Source organism: Symplocastrum torsivum (assembly GCF_059505465.1).
On the sequence record NZ_JCACKQ010000029.1, the window covers coordinates 1 to 18,535 of the forward strand.

An 18,535-nucleotide genomic window follows, 5' to 3' on the forward strand; every position below is an offset into this window, starting at 1 on the left:
ACTAATTAATCCATCGGTTGTTTTCCTCTGACTTATTCAGCAAGCCCTAAGTACTCTTGGCTAGTCTGCCATGCTTTTCTCGCCAGATTACTGCTATCAATACTGAAGTGAAAGCAAAGTTGGCTCTGGCTTAATCCTGCTTGTTTGTAAACTGGTGCCATAAGTGTGGTTATGGAACGGGACGGCACTTTGGGTATAGTGCGTCACTGGTACGGCACCCTTAGGTTTATCTGGCGAAAGGACGGCTCAACTTTCCGTAATTAGAACGTTGGAAGGAAAGCTGCTTCTCTCCTATAGTAGTTAAAAGAATGCCTTCAAATTAAGGGAAGGCATCTTTATAACTACTAAATTTTAGACAAAAAGTGACTAGAACGAGAAAGTTGTTCGGACTGTACCAATAAAGATATCGTCGTTATCTTCATTGTGACCCGGCGCAGTTAACCAAATAACACCAGGAGTGATGGCGATATTGTCTGATACTTGTAGCTTGTAAAAGCCCTCAACGTGCAATCCTGTATCAGCATCTCGCCGGGTTCCTAAAAGACTTCCTACAAGTGAGCTACTACCTGTCAGCCTGGGTTCCATACCCACAACGAAACCGAGTGTACTGCCTTCTGTACCAAAATCATTGAGCGCCAAAGTTGCGGCATAATTCCAGACATCAGCATTACCCGTTTCAAGGACAATTACATCGGTATAGCCCGCCCAACCACTTAAGACTAATTGAGGGCTGAAAGCAAAGGAGGCTTGAACACCGTAGGAGTTACTAACAAGCGGACCATCTGTGTCAATCTGAGAAGTGAGACTACCAGTACCGTGACGAAGGTTGTCATTGTCGTAGGAATGAACGTAGGTAGCGGCTATTGAAAAGGCTTTACTAGGCTGGAACGTTACTTGACCAAGGGCGCTGTAGTTACCGTTGAAGATACCAGCATCTTCACCCGGATCGGCACTTGTATTGGATAGGTAACCCAAATCGATTCGGATCGGGCTTTTTGGACCAATTACAACTCCGGCTCCTGCACCCGCACCGCCCATACGATAGATGGGATTATACCGCCCAAAGCGAGAGATGGAACCACTACCACTAGATACAAAGTTGGGGTTGAGCAGAGGCACAAAATCTCTAAACTGACCTCCATTAGCAAAGAGGTAGACCGTGGCTAAGTCGGCAACGGGAAAGCGATAGTATAGTCTGTCGAGCGCGATGTCGTTGCCGTTATCGAGTTGGAAGCCTAATCGACCCTCTCTTGTGACGTTGGTATCTGAATTACTTGAGACAGGACCAAACTCCGTAACGTTACCAGCCTGCAACCGAGTAAATAAGAGATCTTCACCAGTGAAGCTGGTTTCAAGATTGAGTCGCACCCGGTCTTGAAAGACGGTTTCGGTCGCTTCATAATCGTTGCCATTAGCATCTTGGTCACCGAAGAGGTCGCTGATTGCGAAGATGACTTCCCCTCTCAGCTTAGTGGTGGTGGAGAACTGATTGTCTTCCAAGAAAGCCACACGTCCTTCTAGGTCATCTACCCTTGTTCCCAAGGTTGCCAATTCCGCTTCAAATTCTTGCACCAAACGCTGTAGGGTTTCTAAGTCCTCACGGGTAACAAAGCCTTCGGTAGAAGCCGCAATCAAACGCTCGACTTGTTGTAAGCATGCATTCAGCCCAGCCGCAAATTCAAAACGGGTTGTTGCGCGGTTGCCTCGAAAAGTACCATCAGGATAGCCAGCGATACAACCGTAGCGTTCGACAAGAGAGCGCAACGCTTCATAAGCCCAATCTCCCGGGGAGACATCGCTTAACTGAGAAACATTGGTGACTTGGTCTTGGGAGTTGCTGTAGCGGTTGATTTGTTCGAGAGTACTGGTTGAGCCTGTGGTGCTATTACGTTCATCTGGCACCTGTTGCGCTAGTAAGTTGTTTGCCTGATTAAGCTGGGAACTGGTGGATTTTGACTGAGTTAGAGAAATAGAGCTATCCCCTACTCTCGTAGAGGATAGCTCTGTTGATGACTCAACAGCCGATTTAACGGTCGTCGCGGCTATTGGGTCACTCAGGCGCTCGGCTGGCACTTCAGCGCTCTTAGTGGAAGTCTGGCTAGACGACTTGACCGAAAAAGTAGCACTAAATTGAGACTCCTCAGTTAGTGGCTCAGTCGGGGCGAGTTGAGTCTGAACTTGAATCTCCGCCGCCCTTGTTGAGGCTGAGGCAGCTACCGTAGCGGCAAAACCTACTGGAGCAATCAGCAAAAACTTCCATAAGACTTTTGGCATTTTCCTTAACTCCTCACACGTACTTAACTGTCTATTAGGATTGACCCTACAGATAGATTCGCAGAAATTGATGAAATTAAGATAAAAATTTAGTCCTTTAAAGAAAAATTAACCATTAGTTATCCAAACTCTTACCTGTAAGCCCAGATTTTGAAGCACTAGTCGCAGCACTTAATTAGTTTCTTGAACAAGGAAACTTCCCAGCCATCGTTGTAGTACTTCCAAATCCGAAAAGCTTGAACAAAGCGGTTGCCATTACTTTGGCAACCGCGTCCATCGGTGTCAGACTCATCTTAGGTAGTTGAGCCTGTTACTAACATGATGACAGCTAGTTATGAAATGGTTCTTCAGTTCAAGCTATAAAATTATCCCAATCCCTTCAGGCTGACGCCGCGAAATTACTTTGATTTCCTCTAGAGTCAGAAGCTCTGTTATAAGTTTGATCCCTTTTTCCTAGTCATGAGTGTAAAGGCATCTCAACAGCTCTTTTTTTCTGTCTACAGTCAACAATAATGCGTCTAATATGTCAATCCTAATCAGGGTTTAGTCACTATTGTGTTCACTAAATTTATCTCTTTTTTTGTTCTGCTATTTATTTAGCATACTAAGTACTGAAGAACCCTAATTGCTTGCTCAACCCTGTTGATTAAATGTCGGATTTTCTCCAGCTCAGGTGAGTCTTGGTCTGCCTGCTCAATTGATGACAATTAAATGTGATGGCTCAAAGCCTGTTAGATAAAGCGTCATCCTGTGGATGTGTCTGTAAACGTGAACTGTCGGGCAACTGGAAGATTATTCCCTCCCAAAAAACTGCTAGATGGGAATTACAACAAGTAGAAGATAGGTGGTTGCTGGTTGCAGGTGGTGTAGCTCAGGTTAATCTTCACCCAACAGAAGCTGAAGCTTTCTTGAAGCGTCGTTGCTCGAATCACTCGAATCGGTGGAAAGTTGTCTTTCCCACAAGCCCCGTGTCTAACGGTTAGACAGCTTATAACTAGTAGCAATTAGTGAGGATAATTCTCAATAAGCTGTTACAGGCTGAAGCTTTCACCCGTCATGACAACGATATTGCAGGGGTTCCAGAGGAATTTACACGAAATTCAGTCTTTTGATACCAGTAACTTACCGTGTCATTTCTCCCCTCTACTCGCTTCTAGTCTAAACTCCAGGAGATAGGAAACTCGACGTATCCACCAACTACTACGAACACACGGGTACCCAAACGGTCACCAGAAACTTGATTTTACCCGCAGCCGAACAGACTAAAGGCAAAAACAAAGATAAAAATAAAAAAGATAAGGATAAAGGCAAAAAAAAGAAAAAGGACTAGCCAAAATAGAATTGTGAGTCACGTCGCTTCGCTCCGACTTCAACAAAAATCAGTAGAGCTAAACTTGACTTGCTTCTCCCGGCAGAATGAATAAAAGACTTATTTTGAACTATTGCTAGCTTTCGGTTTTTTAGAGTTTTTTATTTTAGCTTTAACCAAAAATTAGTAGTTTCTTAATGTCAAGGTAATTTAATATTCATGGATGTTCAGGGATACCATGTAAAGGCAAAACATTAAATGACGCTTCTGCTTGAGGGGCACTCCAATAGATATCGCACTACTGCTATGCGCCCCTGCTGTGATTTTTCATATTTAACTGATACGCAAGGCATACAGAGTAAGCAAAAAATGCAACTACTTTGGCTAGCGATCGCGTTACTTAGTAGCCTATTTATGGCGGAATTGCTAATAGGGTTGCGTAGTCACAGTTTGTCGTTATTAGCGGATGCGGGACATCTGTTTTCAGATGTAATAGCCTTGGGAATATCACTGCTGGCAACTTGGCTTGCACAGCGACCAGCAACAGAGCAAGCAACGTTTGGCTATCATCGCGTAGAAATTCTAGCGGCGTTGGTGAATGGTTTGGTTTTGCTCACAGTTGCAGCTGTCATCGCCAAGGAAGCAGTAGAACGATTTCACTCTCCTGAACCTGTATTAGGCTTGCCAATGTTAGTGGTGGCAGGAGTTGCGCTGGCGGTAAACAGTACCAACATCGCATTGTTACATAAAGCCAGCCGTGACGATCTAAACATTCGAGGTGCTTTCCTCCATGTTTTGGCAGACACCGCAAGTTCTGTGGGTGTTATTCTCGCTGCCTTGGTCGTTTACTTCTTCAACTGGACTTGGGTGGATGCTGGATTCAGTTTACTAATTGTCTGCTCAGTCAGTTTCACTGCCTTACCCCTGGTTAGGGACAGCCTAGAAGTGCTGATGGAGTATGCACCTCGCTCAGTTGACCCGACTAGGGTGGAAGCAGCACTCAAATCCTTTGAGGCAGTTTGTCAGGTCGAAAAGCTACATATCTGGACAATTAGTTCGGGTCAAGTAGCATTGTGTGCCCATCTTACTGTCGATGCGATCGGTGGTGGAGAACGCGATCGCTTAACAAAGCAGCTACAAACCCACCTTGAGCAAGAGTTTGATATTCGTGAATCAACCTTGCAGTTAGCTCATCGTAATTCTACTGAGGTTATAGAACTCCACCCTTTATTGAGTGGCAATTTAATGACCCAGTTAACCCGGAAAAATGGAGACTATATCGATAAATTCTAAACACATCAATGATTGAGTAATTGTTCGCTTTTGTACTCTTTTAATCCCTAACCTATGCGTTTCCATCTTCCTATAATTCTTGGGTTGACCACCACCGCTGTATTTTCTACACAGCTAGCTGTTCAAGCCGAGACGGCTACCTATCAGGTTGAGTCTGGTGTCACCAGCCTCAGTATTGATGCAAGCGCCTTGGAGGTGCTAGAGTCTCTCGGTTTGTCATTCAACTCAGCAAACAACACAGTCACCCCAGCAAGTGGCTTTGACTTTGGCTTTGACATCCTCCCCCGCAGTTCAACGTTTCTGGGTACCGACTTTACGTTTAACTACGATGATGCGACAAGTGTTCTTAGCCCCCTAAGTGGCACAATTGAACACGTCGGTAGCTTGCTTTTTGACGTAGACACGGAACAATTAACCCTGTTCTCTCCCCTAGAAATTGGCAACTTTTCCATTGGGTTTGATAACGGTTTCTCCATTAGAGATACTTTCACCACTGGACTGCCGCTATTTGACTTAGTCGTAAATGCTAATCCCGTGCTAGAGGATAACAAGGATTTACAGGTTGCTAATGTGGATGTGCTGCTATCACAGGAATTTGCCGATTTACTCACCAACTATGAAGGTTCTGAGTTAAGCGAACAACTGGCAGGAACGGTAGTTGGACAAGCTCAAATCAGTGCCAATGTCAGCAAGGTTCCCGAACCTGGCAGTGTAGTGGCAGTTTTAGTAGCAGCAAGTTCGGCGTTGGCTTTCCGTCGTCGGCAAAAAGCTGTATAGGGTGAAGGCTTTTCCCTTGTAACTATGGGCAATCAGCACAGCAAAATTCCGAGCGTGTTTTCGCTCTTTATTAGCCTGAGTGCGCTTATGACCTTAAACATGGCGCTACCCTCTCCGGCTTGGGCTGAACCTCGGCAGGGAGCATTTGTCCTCAGTGCCCAAGGCAGTCAAAACTTTGAAGCTTTGATGCAGCAGGCAGAATCTATTGCCCTTGAGTTTATTGAACAGTCATTTGCCCAAAGTCCTAGCGTTACGGAAGTTTCTGTGATGGTTGTGGGCGAACACAATGGGCAGGAAGTGCCGTTATTGTCTTCTCGTGTCTCCCGTTCCAGTTGGCAAGCAGAACCCAGACTTCATGCTTGGACTGAATACTTCGGGAGTGCTGAGATACTGCTTGGCTTCATCAAGCCCCAGCAACCCGTTGCAACAGCATCAGCACCACCTGTTCCCGCCTTCGATCCAGTTGGCGCCTCAATGACGGACAGAGAGCCGAATTTCTACGATTGATTCGTTATCCGCTAGTTAGGTTGAGGCGTAACGAATCAAACATCCAACAACTCGATCAACCTATCTGAATTTTTTTAGAGGCATCACCATGAATTCACTTAAGAGAAGACCTTTGCGGCGCGTTGCTTGGTTTGTCGCAGGTCTATTATGTACGGTTTTGTTTGCTAATCTGCCTTCTGTTTTGCAACCTGTAACCGCCGTCAATAACGGCAACCGCGTTGAGACAGTCAAGCATTTTGACACGAATGTTAAGTTAGCTGCTTGGAGCAATCCTGCCTTTGAGGAAGTCGCTGCCTCCCACTTGGAGCCTAACTTTTATCAATGATGTGACGGCTGATATTGCTTCCGGCGGGAAGCGCACTTTTTGCAAAGGTGGAAGGAACCACTACGCGCTCTTGGCTGTTGATAGGGAACAGTGAACAGTTAACACCCACTGTCAACACAAGCGATCTGATTCGCGGCAAAATCTGCCGCTTGCAAACAACTCAACCAAGATTATTTTAAGAGGCACTGTATGATTCCGTTGCTTGGAAGGCACTTACGGTGGCTAGCTTTGCTATGCGCTAGCCTATTTTGTACGACTTCATTTGTGTTATGGCTACCAACACCGTCTGCCTTAGCCGCCAATGGCAATAACACGAATGTCATTATCATGATTGGTGATGGTATGGGCTGGGAGATGGCTCGTGCGGCTGCGATCGCTAGAGGGACTCCTATGTACGAGAGTGGCAAAGGCAGTGGTTTGAGCTTTCAAAACCTGTCTGGCTACACCTTCGCCACTACCTATGGAACAACCATTCCTGGTGCAGATGGCGTTTACAGCACAGGGAACTCAGCCCTAGATAATTCCAATCTTGAAACAGGACAAAGTCCTGTACGCCCTGGTTTTTCCTTTAATCCTCTACCCTTCAATCCTGGCACTACTCCCACTGGCGGTAGTACTTCTGGTGGTAATCTTGTCGGTTACGACCCACAGCGAGGTGGTCCAAATCCCTGGACTCCTATCAGCCCCACACAAGCGGCTGCCAATGGGTTTGATAAGGAGTACATCAAGTTCAGCTATCCTGACTCTGCGAACACGGCGACAACGCTTTATACCGGGGTCAAGACCTACAACAATGCGATCGCAGTAGATGTTTTCGAGAGAGATTTGGTCACAATTCGGCAAATTGCCGCTGAACAAGGTAAATCTACTGGCTTGGTTACATCTGTGCCGATTGACCATGCCACGCCTGGTGCGGCGGAAGCTACCGTCAACCGTCGATCCAAGTACGATAACGATTTCCCAGCGCTAGACAACATTCTGCAAGAGGCTCTGCGAATCTACCAGCCCACGGTGTTATTGGGTGGCGGTCATCCCCTTGATTTTGAAAATGAAAGCAACGTGGGTCCGGTTTATCAATACACCTACATCAAGGAGTCAACTTACAACGAACTAAGTTCAAAGCCCAACAATAACCGCTACGGCTACACGTTCTTAGAGCGTGGGCCTGATGCCGCCCAGAAGTTGCTTGATACAGCGAGGGGAGTTGAACCCGAATCGGGCGATCGCTTATTGGGATTGTATGGCGCTCGTGGACAAAACGGCAACTTACCAACCAGTTCAGCGAATGGTGACTACAGCAATACGGGGTTAGACAACTTCTCCGTATTCTCTACACAGGGTCAAAACCCGGATACAGTTCGTCCGCTATCTCCTGGTGAAACGGATGCTCAATTTATCGCCAGAGAAGTGGCAGAAAACCCTACTCTCAAGGATTTGACCAATGCAGCCCTGGAAGTCTTGAGTAAGGATAAAGATGGCTTCTGGCTGATGGTCGAAGGCGGCGACATCGATTGGGCTGCTCACGACAACAATATCGACAACCTAATCGGCACAATGAACGACTTCGACAAATCTGTCCAAGCCGTGATTGATTGGATCAATCAAAATGGTGGCTGGCAGAAGAACGTCCTCATCGTCACGGCTGACCACGACCACTACCTCACTTTAAATGACAACTTCCCTCAGTTATTGGCACAAAAAGGTGCCGAAGCGCTCACCAATGAGGACAATCCAGCCGCAGCCGGTCACTTTTGGGGTTCTGACCCAAATGTTAAGTATGGTTGGGGTAGCCACACCAATCGCATAGTGCCCGTGTATTTCCAAGGTGGAAAATCCACGATTTCAAACTACGTCGCTGACGGCTACACAGCTTATGGTTTTGAGGTTCCGGGTGTCTCCGGTGCTGTGGATCAAGTCCATATTTTCCAGGCGATGAGAGACGCGATTACTGGGCCAGGTAGAAGCGCTGTAAGGCGTTAGGTACCAATCAAGCCTTGGAATTAGTTTAGATAGGACGCTGGTGATTGCCTAAGTGCTTAACTAGCGTCTTGTTTAATGAATTGGATAATAGAAATGTGATCACGTTCCTACTTCCCAGGTTCAAACGTGCGATTAGCTCCGCTGATCACTGCAAAGATTCTGACCCTTAAACATAGCTTTACGAAGTCTTAGCTTGCTCAAACCTTATAGCAGAGGGGCGCTCGCGATTGCCCATCTCTTCTCTTCAAAAAGCGCAAGCATTGCATTCTGCTCTTGGTTATCGCCTGCGTTCAAAACAATTGTTAGACCTTTATTGTTCCAGAAACTCCCATGTCAGAGGTAGATTCGATTCGCTTTGCAACATTCAACGCCTCGCTCAATCGCAACAGCGAGGGGCAACTGATTACAGACCTATCCACTCCCAATAACACTCAGGCTCAGACAGTTGCCGAGATTATCCAGCGCAACAATCCAGATGTCTTGCTCGTCAATGAGTTTGACTTCGATGCAGGTGGTGAGGCAGCCCAACTCTTTCAGGACAACTATCTCTCTGTCAGTCAGAACGGCGCGAACCCTGTTGAATATCCCTACTTCTATGTCGCTCCCTCAAATACAGGAATTGCATCGGGATTTGACTTGAACAACAATGCCACAGTCGTAACTACGCCCGGAGCGCCTGGATATGGGGACGATGCCTTGGGGTTTGGCAACTTCCCCGGTCAGTATGGCATGGTCATCTACTCCAAGCATCCCATCGATACCGAGAATGTTCGCACCTTCCAAAATTTCCTGTGGCAGGATATGCCCGGTGCCCTACTGCCCGATAATCCGAATACACCAGAAGCCAGCGACTGGTACTCCCCTGAAGAACTAGAAGTCTTTCGCCTTTCCTCCAAGAGCCACTGGGATATTCCTATTGAGGTCAATGGCGAAACCATTCACGTTCTGGCAAGCCACCCAACGCCGCCCACCTTTGACGGACCCGAAGACCGAAACGGTCAGCGCAACCATGATGAGATTCGCTTCTGGTCAGACTATATCACCCCTGGTGAAGGTAGCTACATCTATGATGATGCAGGTGACTATGGTGGACTTGCACCTGGGTCGCGCTTTGTTATCATGGGCGACCAGAATGCTGACCCAAACGATGGAGACAGCGTTGATAATGCCATCCGGCAACTGCTCGATAATCCTCTAATCAACACCAGCATCACCCCAAGCAGTGAGGGAGGACCCGAACAGGCAGCGTTGCAGGGAGGTGCCAACGCTAGCCACATCACCGACCCAGCTTTTGATACGGCTGACTTTGCCGATGGCGCTCCGGGAAATCTGCGAGTCGATTACGTTCTGCCCTCACAAAACCTGGAGATTACCGACGCGGCAGTATTCTGGCCAGAAAGTACTGAACCCCAGTTCCCCCTAGTCGGTACATTCAACCCCAACGTTCCTGGGGGCTTCCCCAGTTCTGACCATCGCTTGGTGCGGGTCGATGTCACGTCTGAGGCTTCCACGTCCGATTTCAACCGCCAGACTGTTAGTAATGTGGAATTTATCGGAGAAGTAACCTTCCCAACGGGGTTCACCTTTGAGGGCACTCAGGTGGGCGGTTTATCCGGCATTGCTTATGATCGCTTCAACAATGTCTTCTACAGCATCTCGGATGACCGGAGTCAGTTTAATCCGGCGCGATTCTACACCCTCAGCATTGACCTTAGTGATGGAAGGCTGGACAACGGGGATGTCCAATTCCAAGACGTGACCACCATCACGGATGAAAACGGTCAGCCATTTGTGCCAAACAGTCTCGACCCAGAGGGAATTGCTTTCTCGGAGCGCGGGACGTTGTTTATCTCCTCGGAAGGGGAACGGTCTGCGAGTCGGTTGATCGACCCTTTTATTAATGAGTTCTCGCTCCAAGGGCAGCAGTTTAACGAGTTGCCCGTACCGGATAGGTTTAACCCTACAGGGATAGGCACGAACGACCCCGGTATCCGTAACAATCTAGCCTTTGAAAGTCTGACAATTACTCCTAATCAACGCTTTCTCTTTACCGCAACAGAGAATGCTCTAGTGCAAGATGGACCTGCGGCGACACTGACCAACGGCAGTCCGTCCCGAATTGTTCAGTACGACTTGCAAACTGGGGAAGCGGTTGGTGAATTCTTGTACATCACTAACCCCGTTGCTGATGCGCCCAATCCGGCAGGTAGCTTCAGTACCAATGGTCTAGTTGAGATACTGGCTCTGGATAATAATGGTACGTTCCTGACTCTGGAGCGCTCGTTCTCCACTGGTGTGGGCAACAGCGTCAAGCTTTACCAGACGAGCATCTTGGGAGCTACGGATATCAACGACCTGGATAGCGTGAACGGAGTCGATGTCGATGCTGCCCAGAAGCGCTTGCTACTTGATTTCGGCGATTTAGGGATAACACTGGATAATCTTGAGGGCATCACTCTTGGTCCTCAGTTGGAAGATGGGCGGCAAACCTTGGTTGTTGTTGCTGACAACAATTTCAGTAGCACTCAATTTACCCAAGTCTTAAGCTTTGCACTTGATGTTGATACAATCGCTGGAGCCGAACCCCTCGTTGGGGGTGACGCGAACGACAGCCTATATGGAGATAACGCGAACGACACGATCCAGGGGGGTACTGGCAATGACCAAATCTTCGGCGGCGAAGGTGTAAACACGCTCTTTGGTGATAGTGGCGACGATCTGATCTACGGTGGTTCGCAAGCTGATACCGTTACTGGCGGGACGGGTAATGACACCATCTACGCCAGCGAGGGCAACAATACTGTGTTCGGTAGTGCTGGTGACGACATCATCTACTCAGGTTCTGGCAACGATGAAATTAATGGTGGCACTGGCAATGACACGATTTGGCTGGGAGGTGGTCAGGACACAATTGTTCTTGCAAGAGGTAATGGCGTTGATACGATCAATAACGTCCAACTTGGTCAGACTCAAATTGGTCTATCGGGTGGCTTGACCTTTAACGATTTAGCGATCGCTCAAGCTGATGGCGCTACTCTCATCAGTGCAGGTAACGAACTTTTAGCCTCTTTGATCTGGGTACAAGCGAGTAGCCTTAGCGCTAGTAACTTCGTCACTGTTTAGTACGCTCTCAAGAACTAGACTAGGCATAGTGTTTAGACTTTACCCCAAGGAATGTATAAGCTATCTTACTTATCCATTGTTTGGGGTAATACTGTCTAATTTTCCAGCGATGGTGAGTGATGCACCGATTTTTGACGGTGATGGGGTGTTAATTGGCAATGTCGGGACGATTCAAGGGACAGGGCTGGGACTGGCAATCGTCAAAAAGGCGGTGGACTTACACAGGGGTACAATTGCTGTGGAAAGCGAGGCGGGTGTTGGCACAACCTCTACCGTCAGGCTACCGTTGAAGACATCTCCTTGAATCTAAATTTTATTGTTGTCAAACCCCACTTAAACTTAACTCTTCTACTTTTTAGTTTTGAACGTTACGGATTTTTGATTGTTAAGAATGAAGCTCTTGAAAATCGGAAAGTATTTGATTAATCCTCAATGTATTGTTCAAGCTTGGACGAATTCTGGGGGTACGGAAATAAAAAAATTTCGGCTCTTCAGTAACCAGTATGCTAAACTAACAATTAAACTGCCAATTAAGCAAACATCTAACTCGGAAGTTTTCAAAATTTCTAAACCCGTAGGCAGAGCGTTTAATCAACTTAAGCTTATTATTAATACCTTCGACAACACCACTCGTAGTCTTATGATCGAAGTAAGCAATAATCTCATCCAGCCAACGAATAATAGTGTTCTGACTATCGGGGAAATATTTTTTGGCTTCTGATAGCCATACTCCCAGTTTAAATAAACCGGCTAACCAATGATTAACCTGCTCGAAAATCTGTCTGATTTTCTCTTTTAATTCATGCATACTCTTAAGAGTAGGAGATACATCTTTAACTTGAACGAGTTTAGCTTTTTGCTCTTCATTTAGGTCTGATTCATTCTTCAATAACACATATTTACTTTTCTTCAATCCTTCTAAAGCTTTCTCTTGAACTGCTTTCTCTTCTGACGTTTTTGCTTTTTTAATCAAGTCTTCCGCTTGTCTCTTTTCTCGCTTCCTTTGGGTGTCTAATTCCTTATTTATTTGTGCCATTACATGAAATCTGTCGGCGACCACTTGTACATTTGGCATCAGCTCTATCACGACATTTTTGTAACCTTTCCACAAATCTATACTTACTTCTTCTATTTTCTCTAATACCTCTTTCCCCCATCCCGTCAGCACTTCCCTGATTTCTTCTTGTGTCCTTCCATTCAGCATCCCAATTAGCTTAGACTTATCTAAATCTATTAATACTGCACAGTAATTCCCTTTCCCTTTAATTAGAGCTATTTCATCAATCCCTAATCTCTTCACCTCGCTGGGTTTGGCTTTCAAGAATTCTTTCGATGCGTCTTTTAACATCCTTTCTATTTCTTCTGTTGTCACCAACCCTTTTTTCGCTATGCTGTGGATATCGTTCTCTAAAACTTCTTGGATTATTTGCTTGGCTAGCCGTTTCGTATAGGTTCTTCTTTTTCTGACAAACTCTAACTCTTCACTAAATGGCTTGACACATTTTTTACATTTAAACTGTCGTCTGTTAATTTCTAAATATATGAAAGTCTCTCCCCAAGGTAAATCTTTTACTAGGTATCGATGATTTTGATGTAATCTGTGGCTTCTTGTTCCACAACGTGGACAGCTACTTTCCTTCCCAATCCGTTCCACCTGTAAAATTATTCCAATCCCCTCATGCTGGTGATGTGAGATGACTTTTATTCCCTCTATATTCAATAGCTTTGTTAAAACCTTTATATCCTTTTTCGTCCTCATGGCTGTTCAATGCACCTAAAAGCTCTGGCTTCGGCTTATAGTTAATACCCAATGAACCCCCTGTGTCAATTCTGGCAATAACTCTACCAACTATTTGCTAGATTTATTTATATTTCTTGGCTTTCACAACTATTGATTTGGCATATTAGCTACTGAAGAGCCAAAATTTCTCTCATGTAACAACAGTGTAGTTAGAGCAGCAAGCCCTTGCGTGGAAGAAAACGAAGGACATTTAAACAAATTGGAGAACGTGTATCTGACTTTTATTACGGTGAATCCTTTGACAAAATAATTACTGTTCGATTATCGTTAGTCGGTACAAAGTACAGGTATCTGGAAAAACTCCCTTGCGTCACTTTGTAAGTAAGGACATTAGTGCCGCCATAATTACCTTCCTGAGAAATCTGTGTAAATCCATTTGCTGTGAGGCTAGCTTCAACATGGGCAAAAAGTTCCTGAGGCGACATTGGCTTAAATGACACCGTTTTACTTCGGAACTCAAACTTATTAGTGTCATTAAATTTCTCAGGTTCAGGAAACTTAGTACTATCTCCAGGCTCAACAGCTGCTAAAGCTAATTCTTCATCATTTTCTAGTTGCTTAACGATATCATAAAAGGCGATTTCTTCAGGGCTTCGGGCTTCTGCATCTTTTAAACTCTTTAAATCTTCTTTTGGTATCGGCTGCGAGGCAAGCACGATTACTGTCTTTCCTTCTTTGGAAATCAAATGGAGGTATTGACGTTCACCACCATCTTTATTCACCTGATAAACTTTGAGTTCAGGTTCATCAGTAACAGATGAAGAAGTAAATTTCTTTTGTGGCAGTTGGCTGTTATAAAAAGAAACGACTTGGTCAATGCCATCGGCTGTATTTCGAGCCGATTTGTCTGTTTCTCCTGACAGTAAGCCTAATGAACCAATCTCAGCGTTATTGGGGAAGGGAAAATCAGCAAAGGGATTTTGTACCTCAGAAATTGGGGTTGAGTCTGGTGCTGGGGAGGGCGTTTGCTCTGGTGTTGGCGGTGGTGTCTGCTGTGCAGTTGGTGATGGTGTTTGCTGTGGCTGCTGCTGAGGTCGAGGAATAGTCCTGGCTTGAGTTATGGGGGGTATCGTTGATGGTCGGCGAATCGGTGTAGGCTTTGGGCGAGGTGACTGACGTACTAGAGGAGTTGGTCGCGGTGAGGGACGAACAGAGGGTTTTGGCGCTGGTGGTGTTATTGGAATTTGGGTAATTTTTACCTTTTCTGGTTCTTTTTTAGGGGCTTCAGGCTTTGGCTTGGGTGGCATTGGAATAGCCAGCAATAATCCGTGCAAAGTAATTGAGACTAGCAGCATCGGACGTACCCAAGGCTGTAAGGGAGCAGGCAAGTTTTTCAAGAAGTAAGACTGGTTCATCGGTTTGGCTCTTGCAAGAATGCTCCTGAGGATGGCACGATTTAGACAAATAAAAAAGCGATCGCTACTCAATACCGCTGTTGCTCGTTAGGCGTTGAGCTAAAAAATTGCTGGTTTTAATTACTCGTGAGCCTTGAGAAAACCTCAAAGACTCTAAAATTTGTACTTATAGAGTCAATAATCCTAACTCTATCCGTTGGTAGGTTTAAAAACTAAATTTACTTGATATTACTAAAGTTATGGATGTTTTTGCAGTTACTAAAAATACTAACGAAAAAATCATTGAACTAATTACTTTTTGTGATTTAACCATTTATTAATATACGTTTAATCTGAAATTATTTTTATCCTTACCTTGGCTTAGTTATTCCAGTTGTAGTGTAATCATGGATTGCACAATTACTGCTCTGTCTTTGCTTAAGAACGAGGCAATATGATTCTCTCTTCGATAGCTGTTCGTCGTGCTGTTACAGTTTCAGCCGCAACGATTGCTTTTTCATTCGGCTCTGTATGTGCGGCGATTGCTCAAACGGTTACTTTAAATGGTGCTGGAGCAACGTTCCCCAAGCCCCTTTATGACCGTTATTTTGATGCTTTCAAAACTGAAGCAAATATTCAGGTCAATTATGAAGGAATTGGCAGCGGCGGCGGTATCAAGCAATTCATTGCTAACACCGTTGACTTTGCTGGTAGTGATGCATATCCCAAGAAAGAAGATAGCGACCAGATGACCAAGGGTGTAATTTTGGTTCCTACCGCTGGTGGAGCTGTCTCAGTTGTTTACAATCTTCCTGGTGTCACTAATCTCAAGCTATCTCGCTCGGTATTGCCTGCAATATTTATGGGCGAAATTACCCGCTGGAATGACGCAAGAATTGCGGCTGATAACCCGGGTGTAAACCTACCGAATCAACCAATCCGACTGGCTGTCCGTTCAGATGGTAGCGGCACCACCAGCATCTTCACAAAACATTTGGGTGCTATTAGTTCAACATTCAAGAGCAAGATTGAGCCAGGTTCAGCTCCAACTTGGTTAGCAAATCCCCTTAGTGGTAAAGGAAACCCTGGTGTCGCTGCTCTCGTCAAACAAACAGCAGGCTCTATCGGTTATGTAGAATCTGCCTATGCGGCTCAGAACAACCTCGTGCAAGCACTAGTGCAGAACAAGGCGGGTCGGTACGTTGCTCCAACCCTGGCTGAAGCCAATAAAGCCTTATCTGCTGTAACCTTTACCCCCGAATTCAACGTTAGTGGTTCAGAAGACCCCGCTGATGGCTACCCAATTGCAGGTGTAACCTGGCTTCTGATCAAGAAGCAGTATGAAGACCCTGCCAAAGCCGATGCGGTTAAACGGATGGTCTCGTGGATTCTCACCAAAGGTCAAGAACTAAATGACGACTTAGGCTATACCCGGATTCCACAAAACGTAGCGACTCGCGCTAGCCAAGCTGTATCTAGTGACGTTGCCGTAACGCGATAGAAGTGTGTCGATAAGCTCACTTTTTACAGGTAAGTTTTGGAACTTTCTGGGCGAAAGGAGAAGGGTTAAGGCACAAAAGGGAGCATCTAACATCCTTTTACCTTTTCTCTCTTCTAAACCCTCGATTGAACTTTGGCTTTAGTTGTGGGGGCATCTCCAGTACGGGGATGTCCTCTCATCATCTTCTGTATGGCTCTGTAAGGAAGTAGTGTAAAACGATCGATGACTGATTTCTCTAAGCAAGCTGATAACCGGACTCAGCTACCCATAGTAGACCTTGACACAGACCTTACTAGCACGAAAGGGGAAGGAACCTGGCTAGAGTACGGATTTACTGGATTGGTATGGTTGATGACTGTAGCAACAGCAGGGGTACTGTTCTGGTTATCGTGGGTAATTTTTAAAGAAGCTCGACCAGCGGTTGAAGAATTTGGTCTGAGTTTTTTATGGAGTCAAACGTGGAATGTTGGGCAAGAGAAGTTTGGGGCGTTGCCTTTCATCTATGGGACGCTGGTGAGTTCTGCCCTCGCTCTTTTGCTAGCCGTTCCTACGGGACTCGCTGTCGCGATTGTTACCAGTGAAGATTTTTTACCGATCTGGGTGCGATCGCCTTTGGGATTCTTGGTTGAACTCATCGCCGCTATCCCCAGCGTAATCATTGGTTTATGGGGAATTTTTGTTTTGATTCCCTTCCTTTTACCCTTCCAGCAGTGGTTATTTACCAAGTTGGGTTGGTTTCCTCTGTTTAGCTTTGAACCCTATGGTCCCGGAATGCTGGTTGCTGGAATTGTGCTAGCGATTATGATTCTCCCAACAGTTGCTGCTATTAGTCGGGAAGTCTTACTCGTGATTCCTCAAGATTTACGGAGTGCTTCCATGTCTCTAGGCGCGACACGCTGGGAAACGATTGGGAAGGTTTTGTTGCCTGCTGGGAGTTCAGGAATTGTCGGAGCGATTATTCTCGCCTTGGGGCGTGCCTTGGGGGAAACAATGGCAGTAACGATGGTGATTGGTAACTCCATCCAAATCAGTCCCTCAGTATTAGCTCCTGGTTACACCATTCCCGCCATTTTGGCAAACCAATTTGCAGAAGCTTTGGATAAATTGCACATCGGGGCATTGATGTACTTAGCCCTGATTTTGTTTGTCATAACACTCGTCGTTAACATTATTGCCGTAGTGATGGTTCAGCTCATTGGCAGACGAGGTAAGAAAAGCGAAATTAGTCCTTTATCCTCAGCGAGTGATGGTGGAGGGGCGCTGCTTGGCTAATAGGTGAGTGCTTTTCGTTTCCCAAAGGATATGAATAATGACGACTGACCAACCTATTTTTGACGAATCCTTAGACCAAGAACTTTATCAACCACTGCCAGTTGCTCGAATGTTGTTTAGCGGTGGGATGACCGTTCTTGCCTTCGTTCTTACAGCAGCAGCACTAGTGCCCATATTTGCGATTTTATTTGAGATTCTGCGTCAAGGTTTCCCAGCGCTGATGAAGTTGCACGAGGTGCGGCTTTTCGGAGTACCCGTTTCGCTACCGGAAGTGCTGGTTTCTCTACCAGCACCAGAGGGGGTGGAAGACAGAGCTAATGGCTTTGCTAATGCAATTGTTGGAACTCTAATGATGGTGGGGGTTGCTTGCCTGTTTAGTGTTCCGTTTGGTGTCATGACGGGTATTTTCTTGGCGGAAATTGGTAAAAATTCTGCGATCGCAAATGTAATTCGCTTTTTCACCATCATTCTGAGCAGCGTTCCTTCCATTGTTGTGGGGGTATTCGCCTACGCTGTCATCGTCCTCACCAAAATTACTATTCCCATTCCCTTTTTAAACTTCAAAATCCAAACGGGTGGATTTTCTGCTCTAGCAGGTGGCTTTGCTCTCGGTGTCATCATGTTACCGATTATTGCCCTAAGCACAGAAGAAGCCTTAAAACTAGTTCCCACTCACCACCGCCTCGCCTCAGCCGCTTTGGGAGGTGGACGCTTCCAAACCATCTTCCGCATTGTCGTCACTTCAGCCATTCCTGGAATCACCACCGGTGTCTTACTCGCCGTTTCTCGTGCGGCGGGTGAAACTGCCCCACTCATCTTCACCGCCCTATCCAGTCAGTTTTGGCCTCAAGGATTATTCACACCAACCCCTTCGTTATCAGTATTAATTTACGGGTATGCCAGTTCACCCTTCAAAAATCAAAATCAACTAGCCTGGGCAGCTTCGGTTGCTCTGATTGGACTCGTTCTGCTCAGCAGCATTTTGTCTCGCCAAGTTACTCGTAAACGCTTAAAACTTCGCTAACTTATGCAACCTACT

15 protein-coding genes are annotated in these 18,535 nt (G+C 46.0%); 11 read left to right on the top strand and 4 right to left on the bottom strand.

Annotated features, from left to right (window positions below):
* Positions 1-32 precede the first annotated feature (32 nt).
* Entirely contained in the window at positions 33-161 is a 129-nt protein-coding gene (locus tag AC5JL3_RS09765; protein WP_496074303.1) for a hypothetical protein, read from the bottom strand.
* 205 nt (positions 162-366) lie between these two features.
* Positions 367-2,274, bottom strand: a complete 1,908-nt coding sequence (locus tag AC5JL3_RS09770; protein WP_496074304.1) for an iron uptake porin — start codon at positions 2,272-2,274, stop codon at positions 367-369.
* 716 nt (positions 2,275-2,990) lie between these two features.
* Here AC5JL3_RS09770 and AC5JL3_RS09775 point away from each other — a divergent pair.
* The 8 genes from AC5JL3_RS09775 to AC5JL3_RS09810 all read left to right on the top strand — a co-directional run bounded on the left by AC5JL3_RS09775 (position 2,991) and on the right by AC5JL3_RS09810 (position 11,892).
* The gene (locus AC5JL3_RS09775; RefSeq protein WP_496074305.1) at positions 2,991-3,257 is read left to right on the top strand and encodes a hypothetical protein; all 267 of its coding nucleotides are present in this window, start codon (positions 2,991-2,993) and stop codon (positions 3,255-3,257) included.
* 695 nt (positions 3,258-3,952) lie between these two features.
* A complete protein-coding gene (locus tag AC5JL3_RS09780) occupies positions 3,953-4,876 on the top strand; it encodes a cation diffusion facilitator family transporter (protein WP_496074306.1) in 924 nt (307 codons plus the stop codon).
* Positions 4,877-4,930: 54 nt separating this feature from the next.
* On the top strand, positions 4,931-5,653 hold the full coding sequence (locus tag AC5JL3_RS09785; protein ID WP_496074307.1) for a PEP-CTERM sorting domain-containing protein: 723 nt from the start codon (positions 4,931-4,933) through the stop codon (positions 5,651-5,653).
* A gap of 87 nt (positions 5,654-5,740) precedes the next feature.
* On the top strand, positions 5,741-6,160 hold the full coding sequence (locus tag AC5JL3_RS09790; RefSeq protein ID WP_496074308.1) for a hypothetical protein: 420 nt from the start codon (positions 5,741-5,743) through the stop codon (positions 6,158-6,160).
* Between the two features lie 88 nt (positions 6,161-6,248).
* Positions 6,249-6,485, top strand: a complete 237-nt coding sequence (locus AC5JL3_RS09795) for a hypothetical protein (protein ID WP_496074309.1) — start codon at positions 6,249-6,251, stop codon at positions 6,483-6,485.
* A gap of 189 nt (positions 6,486-6,674) precedes the next feature.
* A complete protein-coding gene (locus AC5JL3_RS09800; RefSeq protein WP_496074310.1) occupies positions 6,675-8,465 on the top strand; it encodes an alkaline phosphatase in 1,791 nt (596 codons plus the stop codon).
* Positions 8,466-8,795: 330 nt separating this feature from the next.
* Positions 8,796-11,588: an esterase-like activity of phytase family protein gene (locus AC5JL3_RS09805; protein ID WP_496074311.1), complete on the top strand. Its 2,793-nt coding sequence runs from the start codon at positions 8,796-8,798 to the stop codon at positions 11,586-11,588.
* Positions 11,589-11,697: 109 nt separating this feature from the next.
* Positions 11,698-11,892, top strand: a complete 195-nt coding sequence (locus AC5JL3_RS09810; RefSeq protein ID WP_496074312.1) for an ATP-binding protein — start codon at positions 11,698-11,700, stop codon at positions 11,890-11,892.
* 207 nt (positions 11,893-12,099) lie between these two features.
* On the opposite strand, the gene AC5JL3_RS09815 is transcribed toward AC5JL3_RS09810, so the two are convergent.
* Positions 12,100-13,347, bottom strand: a complete 1,248-nt coding sequence (locus AC5JL3_RS09815) for an ISL3 family transposase (RefSeq protein WP_496074313.1) — start codon at positions 13,345-13,347, stop codon at positions 12,100-12,102.
* Positions 13,348-13,613: 266 nt separating this feature from the next.
* Complete coding sequence (locus tag AC5JL3_RS09820) at positions 13,614-14,744, bottom strand: hypothetical protein (RefSeq protein WP_496074314.1); 1,131 nt, start codon at positions 14,742-14,744, stop codon at positions 13,614-13,616.
* 433 nt (positions 14,745-15,177) lie between these two features.
* Between AC5JL3_RS09820 and pstS the strand changes: the two genes are divergently transcribed.
* From pstS to pstA, 3 genes are all read left to right on the top strand, one after another.
* Positions 15,178-16,224: a phosphate ABC transporter substrate-binding protein PstS gene (gene pstS / locus AC5JL3_RS09825; protein ID WP_496074315.1), complete on the top strand. Its 1,047-nt coding sequence runs from the start codon at positions 15,178-15,180 to the stop codon at positions 16,222-16,224.
* Positions 16,225-16,446: 222 nt separating this feature from the next.
* Positions 16,447-17,496, top strand: a complete 1,050-nt coding sequence (gene pstC, locus AC5JL3_RS09830) for a phosphate ABC transporter permease subunit PstC (RefSeq protein WP_496074316.1) — start codon at positions 16,447-16,449, stop codon at positions 17,494-17,496.
* Positions 17,497-17,533: 37 nt separating this feature from the next.
* Positions 17,534-18,520 (top strand): phosphate ABC transporter permease PstA, encoded by a 987-nt coding sequence (gene pstA / locus AC5JL3_RS09835; protein WP_496074317.1) that lies wholly within the window; start codon positions 17,534-17,536, stop codon positions 18,518-18,520.
* The last annotated feature ends 15 nt before the right edge of the window (positions 18,521-18,535 follow it).

Coding starts and splice junctions, on each gene's coding strand:
- AC5JL3_RS09765 (WP_496074303.1), bottom strand. CDS start 161: ATGGCACCAGTTTACAAACAAGCAGGATTAAGCCAGAGCCAACTTTGC.
- AC5JL3_RS09770 (WP_496074304.1), bottom strand. CDS start 2,274: ATGCCAAAAGTCTTATGGAAGTTTTTGCTGATTGCTCCAGTAGGTTTT.
- AC5JL3_RS09775 (WP_496074305.1), top strand. CDS start 2,991: ATGGCTCAAAGCCTGTTAGATAAAGCGTCATCCTGTGGATGTGTCTGT.
- AC5JL3_RS09780 (WP_496074306.1), top strand. CDS start 3,953: ATGCAACTACTTTGGCTAGCGATCGCGTTACTTAGTAGCCTATTTATG.
- AC5JL3_RS09785 (WP_496074307.1), top strand. CDS start 4,931: ATGCGTTTCCATCTTCCTATAATTCTTGGGTTGACCACCACCGCTGTA.
- AC5JL3_RS09790 (WP_496074308.1), top strand. CDS start 5,741: ATGACCTTAAACATGGCGCTACCCTCTCCGGCTTGGGCTGAACCTCGG.
- AC5JL3_RS09795 (WP_496074309.1), top strand. CDS start 6,249: ATGAATTCACTTAAGAGAAGACCTTTGCGGCGCGTTGCTTGGTTTGTC.
- AC5JL3_RS09800 (WP_496074310.1), top strand. CDS start 6,675: ATGATTCCGTTGCTTGGAAGGCACTTACGGTGGCTAGCTTTGCTATGC.
- AC5JL3_RS09805 (WP_496074311.1), top strand. CDS start 8,796: ATGTCAGAGGTAGATTCGATTCGCTTTGCAACATTCAACGCCTCGCTC.
- AC5JL3_RS09810 (WP_496074312.1), top strand. CDS start 11,698: ATGGTGAGTGATGCACCGATTTTTGACGGTGATGGGGTGTTAATTGGC.
- AC5JL3_RS09815 (WP_496074313.1), bottom strand. CDS start 13,347: ATGAGGACGAAAAAGGATATAAAGGTTTTAACAAAGCTATTGAATATA.
- AC5JL3_RS09820 (WP_496074314.1), bottom strand. CDS start 14,744: ATGAACCAGTCTTACTTCTTGAAAAACTTGCCTGCTCCCTTACAGCCT.
- pstS (WP_496074315.1), top strand. CDS start 15,178: ATGATTCTCTCTTCGATAGCTGTTCGTCGTGCTGTTACAGTTTCAGCC.
- pstC (WP_496074316.1), top strand. CDS start 16,447: ATGACTGATTTCTCTAAGCAAGCTGATAACCGGACTCAGCTACCCATA.
- pstA (WP_496074317.1), top strand. CDS start 17,534: ATGACGACTGACCAACCTATTTTTGACGAATCCTTAGACCAAGAACTT.